The organism is Kineobactrum salinum, assembly GCF_010669285.1.
Classification (GTDB): Bacteria; Pseudomonadota; Gammaproteobacteria; order Pseudomonadales; family Halieaceae; genus Kineobactrum; species Kineobactrum salinum.
Window position 1 is genome coordinate 620,772 of sequence record NZ_CP048711.1, and the last position, 18,161, is coordinate 638,932.

Consider the following 18,161-nt stretch of genomic DNA (forward strand, 5'->3'; position numbering starts at 1 on the left):
GAAAAAGCCGGCAGCTACCGGTCGCACTCGCAGAAAACAAAACAAACCGGACAAACGAAGGGCAGTAACCATACACATGGCGCGAACATTGCACAACCCCCACCAAAGTCTCCGATAAGGCCGCCCCGAAGCCCCTCTCCCGTCACTGGACAGTCTATCCGGTCAGGATCTTTTCTTGGCTTCGAGCCAAAGCTGTTCGAGTTCCAGCACCGTCAATTGCGCAAGATCGGGTTGTCCCGCCGCGGCGGAGGCTGTTTCCATGTGACGAAAGCGGGACTCGAACCTGCTCGATGCCTGCCGCAATACCGCTTCCGCATCCAGGCCCAGATGACGGCTGAGATTGACGCAGGTGAACAGTACATCACCCATTTCTGCGGCAATTTCGGCGTCTGAGCCCGTCTCCACAGCCGCCCGCAATTCATCAATTTCCTCATCGATCTTGACCAGGACGGCGCCGGCCTCCTGCCAGTCGAAACCCACCAGAGCCGCCCGCTTCTGCAACTTCTGGGCCCGGGGCAGCGCCGGCAGTGCAATGGGGATGTCGTCCAACACCCCGCCCTGTGCCCTGGACCTGCGTTCCGACTGCTTGATCGCTTCCCAGGAGCGCTTCACCTCGGCCACATCCACCCGCTGGTCGACAACCCCGTCAATCCTGCCATCCGCAAACACATGGGGATGCCGGCGCAGCAGTTTGTCCACCAGCGTGTCCACGACAGAAGCAAAGGAAAACAGCCCCTGCTCTTCGCCGAGGCGGGCATAAAAAACAACCTGGAACAGTACGTCGCCCAGTTCCTCGGCCACATGTGGATAATCCCCATGCTCGATGGCCGCCGCCAGTTCATAACACTCTTCCAGTGTTGAGGGTACGATGGACCTGAAATCCTGTTTCAGGTCCCAGGGACAACCGCGCTCCGGATCGCGCAAGCGCTGCATTACCTGCAGCAGGTCGGCAACAGTGTATTGGGCTCGGGACATTGAGCTACTCCTAAGTATGGCACAGGCTGGAATGGCACTTATTAACGGTTGGGTGCCTGTAATCCGGTCACTACCGCCGGAGAGTACTTTCGAGACACGCCGTGCCCAAAGCACTCGCTACGCTCATGGGGCAGGCTCTAAACCCATCCATGGGGGCTCGGTTGCCGCAGGGCCTGCCCCGCGAGCGCAGCGAGTGCTTTGGGCATCCATGCGGCAAACGGTCTCGAAAGTACTCTCCGGCAGTAGCGCCCTCACACCGAAGCAGACCTCAAGTAAATGCCCTTCGGCACAGGCTGTTTCTCGACAACCTGTCAGGCCGTGACACGTGCAACGGAAACGACATTGCTGAGACGGTCGATACGTTCCAGCAGCTTCGACAGGGCACCGAGGTCCGGCACTTCCACCGTGAGGCGCATGGTCGCAGTGTGTTTTTTTTTGTTGGTCGAGGTATTGATGGCCAGAACGTTGATACGTGCATTCGCAAACAGGCCGGTAATATCGCGCAGCAGACCCTGACGATCATAGGCTTCGATCGCCACATCCACTTCGTAGTTTTCCCGCGGCGACTCGCCCCATTCAACTTCAATGATTCGCTCAGCGCTGGTTTGCTGCAGGTTCATCAACCGGCCGCAATCGCTGCGGTGAATACTGACGCCTCGTCCCTGGGTAATGAACCCGACAATGGCATCGCCCGGCAGGGGCTTGCAACAACCGGCCATATGCGTCAGCAGATTTCCCACGCCCTGCACCTTGATCTGGCGGCGGGATACGGGTCCGTGGCCTGGCCGGGCGACAGGCAACTGGGGCTCAGCCCTGCGTACCACCAGACCCTGGGCCGCATTCAGTACCGTACCCGAAGACAGGTCGCCAGCACCGACCGCCGCGTACATGTCATCGACGGTGGGCATGTGTACCTTGCTCGCCACGCGCCGATAGTCAACGCTGGTCAGCGCCAGTCGCCGGAACTCCCGTTCCAGCAGATGCCTTCCGGCATCCACATTGTCCTCCCTGGCCTGGGCCTTGAACCAGTGCTGTACCTTGGCCCTGGCCCTGGATGTGCGCAGAAAGCCCAGCCCCGTCTGCAGCCAGTCACGCTTTGGCGTCCCCTGCTTGCTGGTGAGGATTTCCACGCGTTCGCCGGTTTTCAATGTATAGGTCAACGGCACGATGGCACCGTTGACCTTGGCTCCGCGACAGCGGTGCCCGATTTCGGTGTGAACGTGATAGGCAAAGTCCAGCGGCGTCGCGCCCTGGATGAGATTGATCACATCGCCCTGGGGGGTGAATACATAGACACGATCCTGGGTCAGATCAAAACTGAACTGCTCTGCCACCTCCCCGCTGTCCCCGGTTTCCTCGTGCCAGTCCAGCACCTGGCGCAGCCATGAGATCTTCTCCTCGTAACTGCTCGCCAGGCCCCCTTCGGAATCCGAGCCCTTGTAGCGCCAGTGTGCACACACCCCCAGTTCTGCCTCTTCATGCATCTGGCTGGTGCGTATCTGCACTTCCAGGATCTTGCCTTCAGGGCCTATGACCGCGGTGTGCAAGGAGCGATAGCCGTTCTCCTTGGGGTTCGCTATATAATCATCAAACTCATTGGGGATATTGCGCCACAGACCGTGCACCAGTCCGAGGGTGGCATAGCAATCCTTGATCTCCGGCACCAGGATGCGTACCGCGCGGATGTCATAGACCTGGGAAAAGCCGATCCCCTTGCGCTGCATTTTGCGCCAGATACTGTAGATGTGCTTGGCCCGGCCGCTGATGTTGAACTGCAGACCCGCCTGCTCCAGCACACCGGTCAGCTCTTCGGTGACCCGCGCAATAAAGCGGTCGCGCTCCAGCCGCTTGCCGTCCAGCAAGCGGGCAATCTTGCGGTAGGCATCACTGTAGATATAGCGGAACGACAGGTCTTCCAGTTCCCACTTTAGGTGGCCGATGCCCAGTCGATGTGCCAGTGGCGCATAGACATCGAATACTTCGCGCGCAATCGGCCAACGCCGCTCCTGATCATTCTTGACTGCGCGGATTGCACAGGTGCGTTCCGCCAGCTTGATCAGAGCCACCCGCACATCGTCTACCAGGGCGACCAGCATCTTGCGGATATTGTCTTTCTGGCCATGCGCCTGCCCCAATACCGGCGAATCGGTCTGGGTGCGCAGATCGCTGATGGCAGCCATCCGCAACACCCCACCTATCAGATGGGGTACACCGGGGCCGAAACGCTCACCGACCATCTCGAGCGTCAATCGTTCTTCACGCACCGCCCGATACAACACGCCAGCAACAAGGCACTGGGTGTCGACATGCAATTCCGCAAGAATCTGGGCTATGTCGAGACCAGTAACAAAGCAGTCGGACTCCCGGGCCCAATCGGGCAGGTCGCGACCACTGACAGTGCCGGCTTCACGTGCCAGGCAGCAGGCCTCCAGCAGCACTGCCTGCTCTTCCTCGCTGTGTATCACCGGCAGCTGGGCCAGCCAGCGATCCAGGTTGATCTCGCCGTTGGCCGACAAATGGGACTGCTCGCGCACTCGCACCATAGCGTGTCGTGGCTCCCTCAGGGCGTGGCAAAAACGCCGGTCGACAAATAGCGGTCACCACGATCACAGACGATGGCAACAATAACCGCTTCGCTGACCTCCTCGGACAATTGCAGTGCCGCCGCCACTGCGCCACCGGAAGACACGCCACAGAAAATGCCCTCTTCCCGGGCCAGCCGCCGCATCATCGTCTCTGACTCCTGCTGGGAAATATCCATCACCCGGTCTACCCTGGCGGCGTCGAAGATAGCGGGCAGATAGGCCTGCGGCCAGCGCCGGATACCGGGAATGCTGGAGCCTTCGAGCGGCTGCAGACCGATGATCTGGACGCCGGGATTCTGCTCCTTCAGATAGGCGGAGCAACCCATGATGGTGCCCGTGGTACCCATGGAACTCACAAAATGAGTGATACCACCTCCCGTCTGCCGCCAGATTTCAGGCCCTGTGCCACGGTAGTGGGCCAGCGGATTGTCGGGATTGCCAAACTGATCCAGCACCCGCCCCTTGCCGTCGGCCTGCATTTGCAGGGCCAGGTCCCGCGCGCCCTCCATGCCCTGCTCCTGGCTGACCTCCACCAGCTCGGCGCCGTAGGCCGACATGGCCTGCTTGCGCTCGGCACTCATGTGAGAAGGCATGATCAGGATCAACCGGTAACCACGCACAGCGGCCGCCATGGCCAGCGCGATGCCGGTATTGCCGCTGGTGGCCTCGATCAGGGTATCGCCCGGTCGGATATCGCCCCGTCTCTCCGCCTCCGCGATCATGCTCAGTGCCGGCCGGTCTTTGACTGAACCGGCGGGATTGTCACCCTCGAGCTTGGCGAGCACTGTATTGCCGGTGTTTCCCGGCACCCGCTGCAGCCGTACCAGCGGGGTATTGCCGATGCAGGATTCGATCGTTGGATACTCGGACATATTTTCACCACTACGCGCCAAGCGGGGCAGTATATCGATTTTCAATTGCGCCCGCATGCCCGGCGTCAGAGCAACGCCGCGAAGGCCACCACATAGGCCTGTTCATCGGCAATGGTCACCAGCACCCGGCTGCCCCCGCGACGGTGCGCCACCTGCAATGCGCCACCCGTCAGATGGACCAGGGGGGCGCCCAGTGGATCGTGCCGGATCTCTATATCCTGCCAGCTTACCCCCGGCCGATGCCAGTACCCAGGGTCTTGGCCACGGCCTCCTTGGCGGCAAATCGCTTTGCCAGCAGCCGCCGGGGCTCGGTACTGCGGTGATACTCCTCGCGCTCGGCCGGGGTCAGGATACGGCGGACAAACCGTTCTCCCAGCCGCTCCAGCACCGCTTCAATCCGCACCAGCTCGAGGATGTCCGTGCCCAGTGCAATCATCGGGCTGGCCTTCGATTGCGAAACTGGCGGAACAACTCGCGACTGTGCAGTGGGCGCTCGCCCAGGTGACTGGCCAGTGCCTGCCGCAGCAGGCGTTTGCAGGCGCCAGCTTGAGTGCCGCCGTACTGACCCGCGGCAATCGCCAGCAGATCGCTACCGGCAAACAGGCCCGCCGGCGCCGCGGAATCTGGCTGACAGGCGACCAGGCCAGACTCCGGCTGGTAGCGGTACCAGCCATTGGCAACGACGGGGGCACCGTTGTGACCATCCGCAGCGGGATCAAAATGGTAGCCCAATGCTTCCAGCAGGCTGAACTCGAAGCGCCGCAGGCTGAGCTCGACATCCTCTGCAGCGGCCAGATTTGTCAGCGTTTCACCATACCGGGCAAACAGCCTGGGCTGCGGGTCCTGCCGCTGCAACAGCCGCACCAGCAATTCGTTCAGATACAGACCACTGAACAGTCGCTCTGCAGCCAGGTGACAACCGCCCTCGGCCGCCTCCACCGCATTGAGCTGCTTCAATTCGGCACGCCCACCGAAGCTGACCAACAACGGACGAAAGGGTTGCAACAGTGCAGCGTTGTTGCCGCCGCGGCTGCGGCGCTGTGTGCCCTTGCCGACCACACCCAGACGGCCGTGTTCGGCGGTAAACAACTCCAGCAGCAGACTGTCGTCGCGGTAGGGGCGACTGTGAAGCAGCCAGGCGGGTTGCAGGTTGACACGCATCCTCGTCGGGCCCGCGCCTCAGCGATCGTCATAACCGAGGCTGCGCAGGGCGCGCTCGTCATCCGACCAACCGGATTTTACTTTCACCCACAGCCGCAACATGATCTTGCTCTCGAACAACTGCTCCATATCACGTCTTGCATCGCTGCCGATGGAGCGCAGGCGGGAGCCTCCCTCGCCGATAAGAATCCGCTTCTGGCCCTGCCGCTCCACCAGGATCAGCGCCGAGATATTGAGGATGCCCTCCTGCTGGACGAACTCCTCGATTTCCACGGTAACAGCGTATGGCAGCTCTTCTCCCAGTTGGCGCATGATTTTCTCGCGCACGATTTCCGCTGCCAGGAATCGCTGGCTGCGATCGGTGATCTGGTCTTCGGGAAAAAAATGAGTCGCAACAGGCAGGTGCCGCAGGATTTCCTGTTCCAGCGCGTCGAGATTCTGGCCCCGCAGCGCCGACAGCGGAATAATGGTCGCCAACGGTGCCCGCTCTGCCAACTGCTGTAACTTCGGCAGCAGCACGGTCTTGTCTTCCAGCAGATCCACTTTGTTGACCACCAGCACGGTCGGCACCGCTGCCTGCAACACCCGTTGCAGAACCATCTCGTCCTCGTCGGTCCAGGCGGTGCGATCTATCACCATGACGATGACGTCGACGTCGCGGATGGCACTTTGGGCAGCCCGGTTCATGAAGCGGTTGATCGCCCTCGGTTCGGCCCTGTGCAGGCCCGGAGTATCAACGAAAATGATCTGATGGTCCGCTTCTGTCTTGATGCCCAGCACCTGGTGGCGTGTTGTCTGCGGTTTGCGTGAGGTAATGCTGATTTTCTGGCCCAGCACATGATTGAGGAGGGTCGACTTCCCCACATTGGGCCGACCGACAATCGCGACATAACCACAGCGCGTAGTGGGTGCCAGATCAGCCATGATTTTCCAGCTCCTCCAGGGCCGCTGCGGCAGCCACCTGTTCAGCCCTGCGCCGGCTGCTGCCCACCCCCTCTATTACCGCTGCGGGGTCGGCGAGTCGACAGGCAACACGGAAGCGCTGACGATGATCGGCGCCTTCGACCGCCAGCAGTTCGTACTGCGGCAGCGGCCTGCCAACGCCCTGCAGGTATTCCTGCAAACGGGTCTTCGCGTCCTTTTCCGCGATGCTTGCCATCCCCTGCAGGCGGCTGTCGAACCAGCGCAACAGACAGGCCCGGCACTGATTGACGTCGCTGTCCAGCAGAATGGCCCCCGCCACAGCTTCCAGCGCGTCGGCCAGGATCGATTGACGCCGGTGCCCCCCGCTCTTGCGCTCGCCAGTACCCAGCGCGATAAATTCACCCAGGCCGAGTTCAGCGGCAATCTCCGCCAGGGTATCGCCCTTTACCAGCGCCGCCCGCATCCGGCTCAACTCTCCTTCGCGTGCCTGCGGGAAGTGTGCATACAGTGCTTCCGCCACCACATGATTGACTATGGAATCACCGAGAAACTCCAGCCGTTCGTTATTCCGGCCAGAGGCACTGCGATGGGTCAAGGCGAGCGTCAACAGGCCGGGATCACTGAAATCGTAGCCCAGGATGCGCTGCAGGCGTTGCCGCTTTTCCATGCCGGGTCAGGAACCCTCGGCAGTGCCAGCTTCCAGCTGCAGGTCGTCAAACCTTATGACTGCATCCACCGGTCCCGCGACGGGAATGCGGGCTTCATAATTGGCATCAATGTAGGTTTTGCCATCCCTGCGGAACACTTCCACTTCACTGGGTTTGAGACCATAAATCTGGTTGGTGTTGAACAGGTTGGCAATCTTGCGCCTGATGTCGGGGATGGATTCCACCGCAGGATCATGCTCTTGGGCAACCTTGGTTATCACTTCTTTGACGGTGAGATACTCGAAATAGCTGGGTGCCATGCGAATGGCACACATGACGAAGAATCCCACCATTATGGCGATAACCAGAATACTGGGAATTGACAAGCCGGACTGCTGCGAGCGCATTTTCATAACCCTGATCCCGAACGGTTCATACTCATTTGATGGCACCGACACGACTGAAGCTGGGAATGCTGAACAGGGAATCCCAATGCATCCAGATGGCGAAGGCCCGCCCTACTATATCCCGTTCCGGCACCTGACCCCAGACCCGGCTGTCGCTGCTGTTGTCCCGGTTGTCGCCCATCATGAAATAGTGCCCCGGCTTAACCACCACGGTGAAATCCCGCGCGGGGCGCAACTGGTCCACCTGCGTCAGGTGACTTTCCCCAGCCAGTGTTTCCAGGGCAATCTCGACTCGTGAGTCGGTGCCGGGCACCACGGCCAGTTGTTCCGCCGGCACCGGCTCGTCGTTGACAAACAACCGCTTGCCACGGTAGCTCACCTTGTCGCCCGGCAGCCCGATCACGCGCTTTATGTAGTAGGTGTCGTTCATGTGCGGGGGAAGAATACCATTACATCTCCTCTGCGAGGCTCGTTGATATCAAGCACCTTGGTGCGTATCACCGGCAGGCGCAGGCCGTAGGTGAATTTGTTGACCAGAATATAGTCGCCCACCTCCAGCGTCGGCACCATGGAGGAAGAAGGAATCTGGAACGGCTCCACCAGAAATGAACGCAGCACGAACACCACGAACAACACCGGAAAGAAAGAACGCGAGTATTCCACCAGCGCCGGCTCAGAGGCCGTCTCGGCCAGCTTGGCCTGGTAGCGCCGGGCATCGGCGCTGCCGTCCTCGGTCCAGTCGGGATACTCCAATTGCAGGGCCGCTGCGGCCTGGCGCCGGCGGGGAGCGAAGAGAACTGCGTCGATCAGCCAGATCAAACCACTGCCAAATACCAGCACCACCAGTATCAGGGGAAAATCAATCGTCATAATCGGCTACCCATCTACCCATCTACCTTGAGTACAGCGAGAAATGCCGATTGCGGAATTTCAACACTACCCACCATTTTCATCCGCTTCTTGCCCGCTTTCTGTTTTTCCAGCAACTTGCGTTTGCGGCTGGCATCACCACCGTAGCATTTGGCGGTCACATTCTTGCGCAGGGCCTTCACGGTCTGGCGCGCCACCACCTTGCCGCCGACCGCGGCCTGGATGGCGACATCAAACATCTGTCGGGGAATCAGCTCTTTCATCTTTTCAGTCAGCGCCCGGCCGCGGTACTGCACCTGCTCCTGGTGCACAATAAGCGCCAACGCGTCGACGCGGTCGCCATTTATCAGCACATCCAGCCGGGACAAACTGGCGCGCTCAAAACGGTCAAAGGCATAATCCAGTGACGCATAGCCGCGACTGACGGACTTGAGACGGTCAAAAAAGTCCAGCACCACCTCCGCCAGCGGAATATCATAGATTACCGAGACCTGCGAACCGAGAAACAACATGTCCTTCTGTACCCCGCGCTTGTCGGTACACAGGGTAATGACGTTGCCGAGGTAGGCCTGGGGCACCAGGATATTGCAGCGTGCGATCGGCTCGCGCATCTCGTCAATTTCACTGACGTCGGGCAGGGACGAGGGATTGTCGACCTGCACGACCTCACCGTTCTTTTTCAGTACCTCGTAGATCACAGTGGGTGCAGTGGTGATCAGGTCGAGATCGTATTCGCGTTCCAGGCGTTCCTGGATGATCTCCATGTGCAGCATGCCCAGAAAGCCGCAGCGGAAACCAAAGCCCAGCGCGTCGGAACTCTCCGGTTCGTAGAACAGCGAGGCGTCGTTCAGCGTCAGCTTGGCCAGCGCATCGCGAAAATCTTCATAGTCATCTGAGGAAATGGTGAAAATGCCGGCATAGACCTGGGGCTTGACCTTCTTGAAGCCGGGCAGCGACGGCACGTCCGGGGACTGGGCATTGACCAGCGTGTCACCCACCGGCGCGCCGTGGATATCCTTGATGCCGGCCACCACAAATCCCACTTCGCCGGCCCGCAACTCGCCGGTTTCCAGCCGCTTGGGCGTGAAGATACCGACACTGTCGATCTGGTGGCTCTTGCCGGTGGACTTGACCAGCATTTTCTCGCGTTTGCGCAGCACCCCCTGCTTGACCCGCACCAGCGATACCACACCCAGGTAGTTGTCGAACCAGGAATCGATGATCAGCGCCTGCAGCGGGGCCTCGCGGTCACCTTCGGGAGGGGGAATCCTGGCGACCAGGTACTCCAGCACATCCTCCACCCCCAGGCCCGACTTGGCGCTGACCAGGCAGGCTTCCGAGGCATCGATACCGATGATCTCCTCGATTTCTCTGCGCACCTTGTCCGGGTCTGCCTGCGGCAGGTCCATCTTGTTGAGGATGGGCAGGACTTCCAGCCCCTGCTCTATCGCCGTGTAGCAATTGGCGACCGACTGGGCCTCGACACCCTGACCTGCGTCCACTACCAGCAGGGCCCCTTCACAGGCCGACAGCGAGCGGGACACCTCATAGGAGAAATCGACGTGGCCCGGTGTATCGATGAAGTTCAGCTGATAGACCTGGCCATCGCGGGCGGTATAGTCCAGCGTGACACTCTGGGCCTTGATGGTGATGCCGCGCTCGCGCTCGATATCCATCGAATCGAGCACCTGTTCGTTCATCTCCCGTGCCGAGAGGCCGCCACAGTGCTGGATAAACCGGTCGGCGAGCGTCGATTTGCCATGATCAATATGCGCAATAATCGAAAAGTTGCGAATGTGGCGGAGGTCACTCACTCAAAATAGCTCGGTTGGGATAACAGGACGCTGGCCCCCATGGGACCAAAAGACGCGCGATTGTACCCCAATGACACTCTCACCGCCATGCCGGCCGGCTCAGTCCGGCACAGCCACCGCCGGGCCGGACGCGCGGCCTGCGCAGCCGTGCCGCTACCGGCTAATCGCGCAGCTTGAGCCCGATGAACAGGGGTGCTCCCCGGCGTATCAGACGCAGCGGGACGGAGTCGCCAGCGGATAATTTGCCCACCGCACGCTCAAAGGCCGCCACGTCCTTGATCGGGGTGGAGCCGATCAGAGTGATCACATCGCCCGCCACGACACCGGCTTCGGCCGCCACCGAATCGGGGTTGACCTGGCGCACCACGACGCCACCGCTGATGCCGAAACGCTCCAGCGCTTCGGGGCTGGCGTTCTCCACCACCAGCCCCAGCCGGTTGCCAGTATCGCGGCCGCCGGTATCGCTGCTGAGAGCGAAACTGTCGTCAGCGTCCAGACCGCCGACCTTGACCTTCACGTTCTTGTGCTTGCGGTCGCGTACCACCTCAACCGACACTGTGGTGCCGGGTTCGATAAGCCCGACAACGTGGGGCAGGTCCGCGGAGCTGGGAATGTCCTTGCCGTCGAAGCGCAGGATCACATCACCGGGCTTGAGTCCCGCCTTCTCGGCCGGGCCATCAGCGGCGAGCTGCGATACCAGTGCGCCCTGCGGGCGCTTCAGCCCAAAGGATTCCGCCAGGGTTTTGTCCACGTCCTGTATGGTCACGCCCAACCAGCCCCGGGTCACCCGGCCCTTGTCTTTCAGCTGGGCGACCACATTGCGGACCACGGCAGATGGAATTGCAAAGGACAGGCCGATGGAGCCGCCCGAGCGGGTGAATATCTGCGAATTCACGCCCACGACATTACCGTCCAGGTTGAACAGGGGGCCACCGGAGTTGCCGGGGTTGATGGCGACATCGGTCTGGATAAACGGTACATAGTTCTCGCCCTGCTCGGTCGGCAGGCTGCGTCCCATCGCACTGACAATGCCGGCGGTCGCCGAGTAGTCCAGGCCAAACGGGGAACCAATTGCCAGTACCCAGGACCCCACCTCGAGCCGATCCTCGGTATCCAGCGTCAAGGCAGGCAGATCGCTGGCCCCAATACGCAGCAACGCCAGATCGGACCGCGGATCGGTGCCCACTACTTCAGCGTCGTATTCCCGGCGGTCACTCATCCGCACCAGCACGTTGTCGGCGCCGTCAACGACATGATTGTTGGTGACGATATAGCCGTCACTGGAAATGATGAAACCTGAGCCCATGGACATCCGCTGCCGCTGCTGGGGTGGCTCTCCCCGATACTCGAAGAAGCGCCGCAGGTACTCGGGAATTTCCTCTGCACCCGGCGGCAGCTGACCACCGCGCCCAGCCTGGTGCTGGACAATAATCTTCACCACCGCGGGTGAGTTGTCCCGCACGATCTCGCTGAATTCCGGCAACACCTGCTGTGCAGCCAGCGCAGGCACCGCCGCGATCAACCAGAAGAAAAACAGAATTGGCAAACGTCTCATTACTGTCATGCGTTGAGTCCACATATTGCTGTTGAAAAAAAGAAAGCGCCGCCCCATCAGGGTGGCGTTGCACGCTCCATGGCGTCGCTGGACATGAGGCCGACAAGCACTGGCTGCAGGCCTGGATCCCGCCGATGGTAGCAGGCGTGCAGACGCACCGCCAACAACCCTGCCAGCAAGCCCGTCACGGCACCCGCCATCGCCGCCGCGTCAGCGGCCGACGGCCACACGCTGGCACCCAGCGCGGCCGCCGCCAGCATTGCGAGCAGGGGGGTCATGTACACCACCAGCGAACCGCGCAGGATAACCTCCTCCGGTATGCCAATGCGCACCTGATCGTTGACGCGGCAACTGGCAGGGCTGTATTCGCCCGGCAGCACCCGCACCAGGCCGCGCTGGCCATCGCGAATACGATTCAACAGCCCGTGTCCACAACCCTTGCGCGCCGCGCAACTGCCGCAGGTACTGCTGCGGATGGTCTCCACCCAGAGTGCATCCCGCTCGATCGCGACCACCCGTCCGGTCTCGCTAATCATCCGTCTGTGCCACCCGCACCGAGTCAGCCACCATGCGCGCGGTATTGATCGGCACTTCACCGATCACCGTCACCAGCACTGGTTGTTTCGCCAGCTGCATGCCGCGGGTATAGGACAGGGTGCTGCCGACCCGCGCCACTCCTTCGCCGGACTGGATCGCCCGCCCCAGGGGTTCCAGAAAGACCGAAAATACCGCGAGACCATCCGTATAGGTGCGACGGGCATTTTCCAGTCCGGCACCGTCTGTCAGGGTAAAGCCACGGGGGACCCAGCCGACGGACCAGGGCATGCCCACCGGGCGGGCACGTACAAGGGGAGACACCGGGTGCGGGTGCAGAGCCGGGTGCACGACATCGATATCCAGACCCGCCGAAACCGGCTCGCCATAGGTGAGGTCGGCAAACTGGAACCGTTCCAGCACGGTATCACCACCGCCCAGCGTGCTGGTTCGCAGCAACAGCCCGGTTTCCCGGTCGAGTTCGATGATATAGCCGTAACGGTACATGTCCCGGGGCTGGGCCAGCAGCTTTACCGCCTGCCGCCCGGCAATGCGCTCCCCTCCTCCAGCTGAAAGCGATAATAGCCGGCCAGCCCGCAATCACCCGCCTTCAATTGTTGTCCCAGCAGCAGATTCTGGCCCGGATGCACGCAGTCGAGCGGGTGCCCGACCCGGGTCACTTGCACGCCCTGCCCGGTGAGGCGGGTCATGCGTTCGGAACTGTGGCCGGCATCGACCAGATGGGCCACCTGCACCACCTGCATGTCTTCACCGCGCTGGAGCGTAACCACGCCGTGGTAGGACACCTGCTGGTGACTGCGGGACATTTTTTCCAGCCATGACAAGGCTTCGGCATCGGTATCGGAACAGGTAGCGGAGCGGGAGATGGACGCTGGCAGAAGTGTCGAGATCAACAAGGTGACAAGCGCAGCAGTACGGCCAACTCTCGCCACGGTAATCACAGACCCTGTCATTCTTCGATATGCGGAACGCGGGCGAAGGGAATAAGCCCCTGGGGGGAGTTGAGCGCCGCATGTTCCGCGTGCTCCTGCATGTATTCATGCATGCGTTGTCGCGCCAGTTCACGGTAGGCGGTGCGCGAGGCGGGCTGCAGCTGGGGCACAGCCTGGGTGCCATAGCTGGCACGCATGGGACTGCCCCCAGGCTGTTGATCAGCCCTACGGGTGACACGCCGCTGGCCATTGCCGGACCGCCGGGCTCACTGTCGCCGTCACCGGCCGGATACAACTGTTGGCCGCCAAACACGACCGCCGCAGTGACCGAAGCCGCCACCGCAAAGCTGGCTGCAGGCCGCAGCAACCGCTGCCAGCGGCTGCCGGCAGCTGTCGCCGCAGCGAGTTCAGCGGCAATCGCGGCGCTAACCCGCGTGGAAATATCCAGCTGCAGCGACCCGAGCTGATCGCCCGCGACAGCCGCGCGCGCAGCATTGTAGCGGATCCAGGTACGGCGTAATTCGTCGTCCTCCTGCAGCTGGCCCAGTAGACGTTCAAGTTCCAGTTCGTTGGCTTCATCGTCCATCAAGGCAGACAAGGATTCGCGCTGTCTTTCAGTCATTACTCATATCCTCCGTGCTGGCGCACGAATGGTTGCTGGCCCGGCCTGTGGCCGTAAATACCCATGTAGGTGTTACATCTCACCATCCATCTGCTCCCTCACCTGCTTGTCTATCGACTCCCGGGCACGGAAGATGCGGGAGCGCACCGTGCCCACAGGACAATCCATGATCTCGGCGATATCCTCATAACTCAGACCATCAAATTCACGTAAAGTTACCGCGGTACGCAAATCGTCGGGCAATTCCCGGATGGCGCGTTCAACCACCACCTTGAGCTCGGCGCCGAACAAGGCTGTCTCCGGAGTTTCGATTTCACGCAGGGCGCCGCCGCCCTCAAAATACTCGGCATCACCGATCTCGACATCCGAGCCCGGCGGACGCCGGGAGCGGGAGACCAGGTAGTTCTTGGCCGTGTTGATGGCAATTCGGTACAACCAGGTATAGAAGGCACTTTCACCACGAAACTTGGGCAGCGCCCGATAGGCCTTGATGAACGCTTCCTGGGCAACATCCTGTACCTCGTCCGGGTCGTTGACATAGCGACTGATCAAACCAAATATCTTGTGCTGGTACTTCAGCACCAACACGTCAAATGCCCGCGAATCGCCTTTTTGCACCCTGGCAACAAGTTGCTTGTCGGTAGGCGCAGCGGTCATGTACTCACTCCTTCCCTGGCCCACGACCTTGCGATCCCTGCTTCGAAACCGGCAGCCACCACAGCGCACCGGAGAACAGCCCGGTGGCAATAACGGGCACGACGCCGTTTGTAGGAGGCGTTAGAGCCACAAAAGTTCCACAATCCCGGATTTCCTTATTCAGCGCCACCTCGTATACTCGCGAGCCAGGCGGAGGGAGTACTGTACCAGAATGAGGACCAGTACCTAAGTTATTGAGCCGCATAATATATTTCAGCCACAGAGGCGGCAAGCGTCAACCTCATGTCAAGTCGACAATTCAAGCACGACGTGCTCATCATCGGCAGTGGCGCCGCAGGCCTTTCGCTGGCGCTGCGGCTGCCCGCACAGCTGCGCGTCGCACTGTTGTCAAAGGGCGACCTCAATGAAGGCTCGACCTACTGGGCCCAGGGCGGCGTGGCGGCGGTACTGGACTCCAGCGACACGGTCGATTCCCACGTCGCCGACACGCTGGCCGCAGGGGCCGGCCTGTGTCGCCGGGAAGCAGTGGAATTCACCGTCTCCAGCAGCCGCAGCTGTGTCGAGTGGCTGGTTGCCCAGGGCGTGAACTTCGATCTGTTGCCGGACCAGACACAGGACTTCCACCTCACCATGGAGGGAGGGCACAGCCACCGCCGGATCATCCACTCGGCTGATCGCACCGGTCAGGCGATTTCAGAGGTACTGACCCGGCGGGTGCTGGAAGCGGACAACATCGAGATTTTTCCGCAGCGGGTAGCCGTGGACGCCGTCATACATGAGGGCCGCTGCGAAGGGGCCTATGTGCTGGATCGGCGCAGCGATGCGGTGGACCTGTTCCAGGCCCGCGCCGTGGTTTTGGCGACCGGCGGTGCCAGCAAGGTCTATCTCTATACCAGCAACCCCGACGGCGCCACTGGCGATGGCATCGCCATTGCCTGGCGGGCCGGCTGCCGGGTAGCCAATCTGGAGTTCAACCAGTTTCACCCCACCTGCCTTTATCACCCCAAGGCCAAATCCTTCCTGATCACCGAGGCCATTCGCGGCGAGGGTGGTGTATTGCGCCTGCCCGACGGCAGCCGCTTCATGCAGCGATTCGACCCGCGCGCGGAACTGGCGCCCCGGGATATCGTGGCCAGAGCCATCGATCACGAAATGAAACGCCTGGGTATCGACTGTGTATTTCTGGATATTTCCCACAAATCGCGGGAATTTCTACAGGAGCACTTCCCCACCGTCAGCGCCCGCTGCCTGGAGCTGGGCATCGACATTGCAGCCGAACCCATCCCGGTAGTGCCGGCCGCCCACTATACCTGTGGCGGGATCATCGTCGATACCACCGGCCGCACTGATCTCGCCGGTCTCTACGCGATCGGCGAGAGCTCCTCTACCGGCCTGCATGGCGCCAACCGCATGGCCAGCAATTCCCTGCTGGAGTGCATCGTGTATGCGCAGTCGGCGGCAGCGGACATCGTTCGGAGTATTGCCGACGCCCCGCAACCCAGTCCCGCCCCGGGCTGGGATGAAAGCCTGGTAACCGATTCCGATGAAGATGTGGTGATCTCGCACAACTGGGACGAGCTGCGCCGCTTCATGTGGGACTATGTCGGCATCGTGCGGACCAACAAGCGTCTCGCCCGTGCCGAACACAGGGTGCTGCTGCTGCAGGCGGAGATCGCCGAGTACTACAGCAATTACAAGGTCAGCAACGACCTGCTGGAACTGCGCAACCTGGCGATGGTAGCCCAGTTGATCATTCGCTGCGCCCAGGCCCGCAAGGAGAGCCGCGGTCTGCACTATACCCTGGATTACCCCGCTACACTGGCCGTGGCCGAGGACACCATACTGGTGCCGGACAATTCAGCCCTGCAGGGTCAGCCGCCGCCGCAGCTCGCGCCAGGCTGAAGGCTCGCAGCTGTCGGCCCACAGCCACAGCCGCCGCCGCGCGCCCGTCTCCTGGTCGCGCAGGGCAATGCACAGCAGCCAGGGGAGACAGATACTGCCCTGATCCGGCAACACGGGCCGCGGCGCGCTCGCGCAAGCATCGCGCAGCCACCAGTACCGGGCGCCGCAGAGCAGGCGCAGACCAGCGGAACCGCCGCCTCGCCAGATACAGCCCAGACACCACAGCGCCGGCAGCAGCAGGCCGGCTGCCAGCAGCCCATGCCCGCGCAACTGCAACTGGTACAGCGCCATCAGCACCAACGCACCGTAACCCAGCCCCAGCAGTCGTCCCCAGGGACGGTCACTGCAGCTCAGGGCGAGCGTGGGTGAATTCGAGTATTTTCCGGACAATCTCGGCCAGCTCCTCATCTGCAGGGGTGTTGCGATGCAGAAACCAGGCAAACAGGTCCTGATCCTCACAGGCCATCAGCCGCTTGTAACGCTCCCGGTCGACCGGCGCCAGCGACGGGTAGCAATGGGCCACGAAAGGCTCCAGCACCAGATCCAGCTCCAGCATGCCGCGCCGGCTGGCCCAGCGCATGCGGTTGATTTCCTCGTCCTGTATCATGCAGTCTCCCGGACAGCGCTGGAACATCAAAAAGCGCTATTATACCGACGCACCGCATCCGCGGGAAATTCACGCCCGCGATGACACCGGTTGCCGACGTTTGTCACCGCAAGGAGGAACCAGTCCGTGCCAGCCAGCTACATCGCCCCAGCCGCCGAGGCCCTGCTCCACGTCACCGGATCCGACGCCCTGGACTTTCTGCAGAACCAGACCAGCTGCGACCTGCGCGAGCTGGAAACCGGCCGCGCCTGTTACGGCGTCTACTGTACGCCCCAGGGGCGAGTGGTCTGCGACTTCCTGGCGCTGCAGGCAGCGCCGGACCACCTGATTCTGCGTCTGCGGCACGATATTCTGGAACAGACAGTCAGCACACTGGCCCGCTTCGCGATGTTCTCCAAGGTAAACCTGCAACCACAGCTGGATCATTGGCAGCTGCTGGTGTGCTGGGGCGAGCGTGCGGGCCCGGCGCTGGCGGCGCTGTATCCGCAACTGCCGGCGGGCGCGCTGGACTGCGTCAGCCAGGACGGTGCATTGCTGGTGCAGCTCGACGCCAGCGGCAGCCGCTTTGAATGCCTGATCGACAATCGGGCGCAGCCGCAACTGGCGCAGCAGCTGGCTGGGCAGCTGGCAGCGGGGGACGAAACCGAGTGGCACGCGCTGACCCTGCAGGACGGTATCGCCCGCATCGAGGCGGCCACCGTTGCGCAATTTTTGCCCGAACAACTGAACTACGACCTGACCGGCCATATCAATTTTCGCAAGGGTTGTTATCCCGGCCAGGAAGTCATCGCCCGCATGCACTACCGCGGCAAGGCCAAACGCCGCATGCTGCTGATGCAGCTGCCCGCTGGCGCCCTGCCCGCAGCCGGCGCCCCGCTGTATCACCAGGGCGGGGAACGGGTTGTGGGCAACATCGTCAACAGTGCCGCTACCGGCACTGGCACACTGGCCCTGGTAACCACAACCCGGGCCGGCGTCGACGGAGATCTCCGCCTGGCTCCCGACGCCAGCGCCCCCCCACTGCAGCAACTCAGCCTGCCCTACCCGGTGGAGCTGGAGTAGTACTCCTTCAAGGC

At 61.7% G+C, this 18,161-nt stretch carries 20 protein-coding genes and 2 pseudogenes; 3 read left to right on the plus strand and 19 right to left on the minus strand.

All coding sequences use genetic code 11. The features are described from left to right. Positions 1-162: 162 nt before the first annotated feature. The 15 genes and pseudogenes from mazG to G3T16_RS21585 all read right to left on the minus strand — a co-directional run bounded on the left by mazG (position 163) and on the right by G3T16_RS21585 (position 13,494). Positions 163-975, minus strand: a complete 813-nt coding sequence (gene mazG / locus G3T16_RS02750) for a nucleoside triphosphate pyrophosphohydrolase (protein WP_163493725.1) — start codon at positions 973-975, stop codon at positions 163-165. Positions 976-1,286: 311 nt separating this feature from the next. Then, positions 1,287-3,518: a GTP diphosphokinase gene (gene relA / locus G3T16_RS02755; RefSeq protein WP_163493726.1), complete on the minus strand. Its 2,232-nt coding sequence runs from the start codon at positions 3,516-3,518 to the stop codon at positions 1,287-1,289. A 17-nt stretch (positions 3,519-3,535) separates the two neighbouring features. After that, positions 3,536-4,432 carry a cysteine synthase CysM gene (gene cysM, locus G3T16_RS02760; protein ID WP_163493727.1) on the minus strand — a complete coding sequence of 299 codons (897 nt, stop codon included), beginning with the start codon at positions 4,430-4,432 and terminating at the stop codon, positions 3,536-3,538. A gap of 226 nt (positions 4,433-4,658) precedes the next feature. Next, entirely contained in the window at positions 4,659-4,868 is a 210-nt protein-coding gene (gene acpS, locus G3T16_RS21575; protein WP_232059241.1) for a holo-ACP synthase, read from the minus strand. Further along, complete coding sequence (recO, locus tag G3T16_RS02770) at positions 4,865-5,593, minus strand: DNA repair protein RecO (protein ID WP_163493728.1); 729 nt, start codon at positions 5,591-5,593, stop codon at positions 4,865-4,867. Before recO ends, acpS begins: the two co-directional genes overlap by 4 nt. An 18-nt stretch (positions 5,594-5,611) precedes the next feature. After that, entirely contained in the window at positions 5,612-6,517 is a 906-nt protein-coding gene (gene era / locus G3T16_RS02775; protein WP_163493729.1) for a GTPase Era, read from the minus strand. Continuing rightward, positions 6,510-7,184 (minus strand): ribonuclease III, encoded by a 675-nt coding sequence (gene rnc, locus G3T16_RS02780; protein ID WP_163493730.1) that lies wholly within the window; start codon positions 7,182-7,184, stop codon positions 6,510-6,512. Before rnc ends, era begins: the two co-directional genes overlap by 8 nt. Before the next feature lie 6 nt (positions 7,185-7,190). Then, on the minus strand, positions 7,191-7,577 hold the full coding sequence (locus tag G3T16_RS02785) for a DUF4845 domain-containing protein (protein WP_163493731.1): 387 nt from the start codon (positions 7,575-7,577) through the stop codon (positions 7,191-7,193). 25 nt (positions 7,578-7,602) lie between these two features. Then, a pseudogene (gene lepB / locus G3T16_RS02790) lies at positions 7,603-8,441 on the minus strand (signal peptidase I). Positions 8,442-8,455: 14 nt separating this feature from the next. Then, positions 8,456-10,255, minus strand: coding sequence for a translation elongation factor 4 (lepA, locus tag G3T16_RS02795; RefSeq protein WP_163493732.1), 1,800 nt, complete (start codon positions 10,253-10,255; stop codon positions 8,456-8,458). A 160-nt stretch (positions 10,256-10,415) separates the two neighbouring features. Beyond that, positions 10,416-11,819: a DegQ family serine endoprotease gene (locus G3T16_RS02800; protein ID WP_163493733.1), complete on the minus strand. Its 1,404-nt coding sequence runs from the start codon at positions 11,817-11,819 to the stop codon at positions 10,416-10,418. 47 nt (positions 11,820-11,866) lie between these two features. Then, positions 11,867-12,346: a SoxR reducing system RseC family protein gene (locus G3T16_RS02805; RefSeq protein WP_163493734.1), complete on the minus strand. Its 480-nt coding sequence runs from the start codon at positions 12,344-12,346 to the stop codon at positions 11,867-11,869. Then, on the minus strand, positions 12,339-12,944 hold the full coding sequence (locus G3T16_RS22340; protein ID WP_197911861.1) for a MucB/RseB C-terminal domain-containing protein: 606 nt from the start codon (positions 12,942-12,944) through the stop codon (positions 12,339-12,341). Before G3T16_RS22340 ends, G3T16_RS02805 begins: the two co-directional genes overlap by 8 nt. Continuing rightward, positions 12,875-13,318 (minus strand): sigma-E factor regulatory protein RseB domain-containing protein, encoded by a 444-nt coding sequence (locus G3T16_RS02815; protein ID WP_163493736.1) that lies wholly within the window; start codon positions 13,316-13,318, stop codon positions 12,875-12,877. The genes G3T16_RS22340 and G3T16_RS02815 overlap by 70 nt, the downstream gene beginning before the upstream one ends. Continuing rightward, positions 13,315-13,494, minus strand: a complete 180-nt coding sequence (locus tag G3T16_RS21585) for a hypothetical protein (RefSeq protein WP_232059242.1) — start codon at positions 13,492-13,494, stop codon at positions 13,315-13,317. The genes G3T16_RS02815 and G3T16_RS21585 overlap by 4 nt, the downstream gene beginning before the upstream one ends. Positions 13,495-13,595: 101 nt before the next feature. Here G3T16_RS21585 and G3T16_RS21590 point away from each other — a divergent pair, with 101 nt between their 5' ends. Next, positions 13,596-13,817 (plus strand): hypothetical protein, encoded by a 222-nt coding sequence (locus G3T16_RS21590; protein WP_232059243.1) that lies wholly within the window; start codon positions 13,596-13,598, stop codon positions 13,815-13,817. Here G3T16_RS21590 and G3T16_RS22955 read toward each other — a convergent pair. Then, a pseudogene (locus G3T16_RS22955) lies at positions 13,755-13,919 on the minus strand (RseA family anti-sigma factor); the annotation flags it as partial. The gene G3T16_RS21590 and the pseudogene G3T16_RS22955 overlap by 63 nt on opposite strands. A 72-nt stretch (positions 13,920-13,991) precedes the next feature. Next, positions 13,992-14,576 carry an RNA polymerase sigma factor RpoE gene (gene rpoE / locus G3T16_RS02825; protein WP_163493737.1) on the minus strand — a complete coding sequence of 195 codons (585 nt, stop codon included), beginning with the start codon at positions 14,574-14,576 and terminating at the stop codon, positions 13,992-13,994. Between the two features lie 282 nt (positions 14,577-14,858). On the opposite strand from rpoE, the gene nadB reads away from it, so the two are divergent. Next, positions 14,859-16,478, plus strand: a complete 1,620-nt coding sequence (gene nadB / locus G3T16_RS02830; protein ID WP_163493738.1) for an L-aspartate oxidase — start codon at positions 14,859-14,861, stop codon at positions 16,476-16,478. On the opposite strand, the gene G3T16_RS02835 is transcribed toward nadB, so the two are convergent. Beyond that, complete coding sequence (locus tag G3T16_RS02835; RefSeq protein WP_163493739.1) at positions 16,434-16,868, minus strand: protein YgfX; 435 nt, start codon at positions 16,866-16,868, stop codon at positions 16,434-16,436. The genes nadB and G3T16_RS02835 overlap by 45 nt on opposite strands. Next, entirely contained in the window at positions 16,819-17,085 is a 267-nt protein-coding gene (locus G3T16_RS02840) for an FAD assembly factor SdhE (RefSeq protein ID WP_163493740.1), read from the minus strand. The genes G3T16_RS02835 and G3T16_RS02840 overlap by 50 nt, the downstream gene beginning before the upstream one ends. A 126-nt stretch (positions 17,086-17,211) precedes the next feature. Here G3T16_RS02840 and ygfZ point away from each other — a divergent pair, with 126 nt between their 5' ends. Then, entirely contained in the window at positions 17,212-18,147 is a 936-nt protein-coding gene (gene ygfZ, locus G3T16_RS02845) for a CAF17-like 4Fe-4S cluster assembly/insertion protein YgfZ (protein WP_163493741.1), read from the plus strand. Positions 18,148-18,161 lie beyond the last annotated feature (14 nt).